Source organism: Kitasatospora sp. NPDC056181, from assembly GCF_042266225.1.
GTDB lineage: Bacteria > Actinomycetota > Actinomycetes > Streptomycetales > Streptomycetaceae > Kitasatospora.
Window position 1 is genome coordinate 1 of sequence record NZ_JBHJUK010000245.1, and the last position, 2,811, is coordinate 2,811.

Below are 2,811 nucleotides of genomic sequence, written 5' to 3' on the forward strand. Positions count from 1 at the left end.
TGGTTTCCCCCTCGAGATAATTATCCTGGGGGGCGGGTGTCGTCGTCCCGGCGGGGTCACTAACAGCCGGAAGCCCCTTGCGGACGGACAGGGGCCTTCCGGCGTTCCACGGGAACCGCGCGGGCCGGCCGCGCCGGCGCGCGTCTGCGCCGGCGCCCGCCGCCCGCCCGCTCAGTGCGGGATGGCGGCGATCAGCTCGGACGCCCCCTGCCGCTTGAGCGCGAGGGCGGTCGCGGTGCCGAGGTCCTCGGGGGTGAGCGAGCCGGCCCACTCGTGGGCGTCCAGCACCTGCTTGCCGTCCGTGGAGAAGACCCGCCCGCGCAGCGAGAGGCGGCCGTCCGGCTCGGCCTTGGCGTAGCCGGCGATCGGCGAGTTGCAGTGACCCTGGAGGACGTGCAGGAACATCCGCTCGGCGCTCGCCTCGCGCCAGGTCGGGTGGTCGCCGAGGCCGGTCACCGCCTCGATGGTGGCGGTGTCCTCCTCGCGGCACTGCAGGGCGAGGATGCCGGCGCCGATCGGCGGGCACATCGCCTCGGACGACAGGATCTCGCTGATCCGGGCCTGCTCGCCGATCCGCTCCAGCCCGGAGACCGCGAGCAGCAGCGCGTCGGCCTCGCCGGCCGCCAGCTTCGCGAGACGGCTGTTGGCGTTGCCCCGCATCGGCACGCAGTCCAGGTGGGGGTGGGAGGCGGCGAGCTGGGCCCGGCGGCGGACGGAGGAGGTGCCGATCCGCGTCCCCGGCGGCAGCTCGTCGAGCGTGCCGCCACCGGGGTGGACCAGGGCGTCACGGATGTCGTCGCGGCGCAGGTAGGCGGCGAAGACCGTGCCGGCCGGCAGCGGGCGGTCGGCCGGCACGTCCTTCAGGCAGTGCACGGCGAGGTCCGCCTCACCGGCGAGCAGGGCCGCGTCCACCTCCTTGGTGAAGGCGCCCTTGCCGCCGAGCCGCGCGAGGTCCCCCATCCAGCGGTCCCCGGAGGTGGTCACCGGGACCACCTCGGTCCGCACCCGCGGGTGCAGGGCGGCGAGCTCGGCCCGCACGCGCTCGACCTGGGCGAGCGCCATCGGCGAGGAACGGGAGACGATGCGGATCAACTCTGCGGTGGGCATGCGCCGATGATAGGCCGTCACATCCCGGCCGGTTGCCGCGGCTCACCCGCGGCGGGCCGGGAACCCGTGGGTGCGGGCGGCGGTGACCACGGCGAGGACGGGCAGCAGCAGGGCGAGGACGGTCCAGGGGAAGGAGCCCGCCCCGTACCGGTCCAGCAGGATCCCGCCGACCACGCCGCCGGCGGCCATCGCGGCGTTCCAGAGCGTGACCAGCATCGCCTGGACGGCGTCGGCCTGTTCGCCGCCCGCCTGGCCGGCGGCGGTCTGCAGCAGGGTCGGGGCGCCGCCCCAGCCGAGCCCCCAGAGGGCCGCGGCCGCACAGACCACGGCCGGACTGCCCGACAGGAGGGCCAGCGCCGCGGCGGCCACGGCGACGAGCAGGACGGCGGCGATGGTCAGCGCGCGCAGCCGCCGGTTGATCCAGGCGCCGGTGATCCAGATGCTGAGCAGGGAGGCGGCGCCGAAGACCAGCAGGACGACGTCGGTCGAGCCGCCCATGCCGACCCCGTCCAGGAACGGTGCGACGTACGCGTACAGGACGGTGTGCGCCAGCACGAGGACCAGGGTGACGAAGAGGACGGGCACCACCCCGGGGACGGACAGCGCCCGCAGCACCGGCGTGCGGCCCTCCGCCCGCTGCCCGGGCGCGTCGGCGACGGTGGCGGCGATCCAGCCGACGACGATCACCGCGAGGGCCGTCATCAGCAGGAACACCACCCACCAGCCGAGCACCCGCCCCAGGAAGGTCCCGGCGGGCACGCCCAGTGAGAGGGCCACCGGGATGCCCGTCATCACGATCGCGATCGCCTTGCCCTGGAGGTGCCGGGGCGCCAGCCGTCGCGCGAACCCGGCCAGCAGCGCCCAGGCCAGCCCGGCCGCGACCCCGGCGGCGAACCGGGCCGCCATGGTCAGCGCGTACTGGCCGGAGAGCGCGGTGACGGTGTTGGCGACGGCGAACCCGGCCATCGCGGCGACCAGCAGCCGCTTGCGCCGCCAGCCGGCGGTGGCCGAGGTCAGCGGGATGGCGGTGGCCGCCGTCCCGATCGCGTAGACGGTGACCGACTGACCCATCGCGGACTCGCTGACGCCCAGGTCGGCGCTCATCGCGGGCAGGACGCCGGCCGGCAGGGTCTCGGTGAGGGCGGTGACGAAGACGGCGGTGGCCAGCGCCAGCAGGGCCGGCACGGGAAGTGTCCGTGGTTCCACGGCTGTTGGACGTTCGATGGTCGACATGACGGCTATGCTCGAACCATCACACTGATGTGAAGGTCAAGCCTGGCCACGAGGGGGAGTCGGATGCGCATCGGAGAGCTGTCGGAGCGGACCGGCGCGTCCCGGAGGCTGCTGCGCTACTACGAGGAGCAGGGGCTCATCGTCGCCGGGCGCTGTGCCAACGGCTACCGCTCCTACGAGGAGTCCTCCGTCGACCGGGTGCTGCAGATCAGGGGCCTGCTCGACTCCGGGCTGCCGACCAGGATCATCAAACAGATCCTGCCCTGCCTGAACAGGCCCAGGGTCATCCACTTCCCGGACGCCACCCCGGAGATGATCGCCACCCTGGAGGGCGAGCTCACCGGCATGACCCGGCGCATCGAGTTCCTGACCCGCAACCGGGACGCCATCGCCGAGTACCTGGAGGCGGTCCGGACCGGGCCCTGAGGCGGGACTCCGGCGGGCGCCGGACGGTGGGGAGGGACCGTCCGG

3 protein-coding genes are annotated in these 2,811 nt (G+C 74.2%); 1 reads left to right on the forward strand and 2 read right to left on the reverse strand.

Annotation, left to right across the window (positions count from 1 at the left end):
• Positions 1–171 precede the first annotated feature (171 nt).
• Both hemC and ACFC1F_RS41730 read right to left on the reverse strand, forming a co-directional pair.
• Positions 172–1,107: a hydroxymethylbilane synthase gene (gene hemC, locus ACFC1F_RS41725; RefSeq protein ID WP_376166854.1), complete on the reverse strand. Its 936-nt coding sequence runs from the start codon at positions 1,105–1,107 to the stop codon at positions 172–174.
• A gap of 42 nt (positions 1,108–1,149) precedes the next feature.
• On the reverse strand, positions 1,150–2,340 hold the full coding sequence (locus ACFC1F_RS41730) for an MFS transporter (protein ID WP_376166856.1): 1,191 nt from the start codon (positions 2,338–2,340) through the stop codon (positions 1,150–1,152).
• Between the two features lie 63 nt (positions 2,341–2,403).
• Between ACFC1F_RS41730 and ACFC1F_RS41735 the strand changes: the two genes are divergently transcribed.
• Positions 2,404–2,766, forward strand: a complete 363-nt coding sequence (locus ACFC1F_RS41735; protein ID WP_376166858.1) for a MerR family transcriptional regulator — start codon at positions 2,404–2,406, stop codon at positions 2,764–2,766.
• Positions 2,767–2,811: the final 45 nt, after the last annotated feature.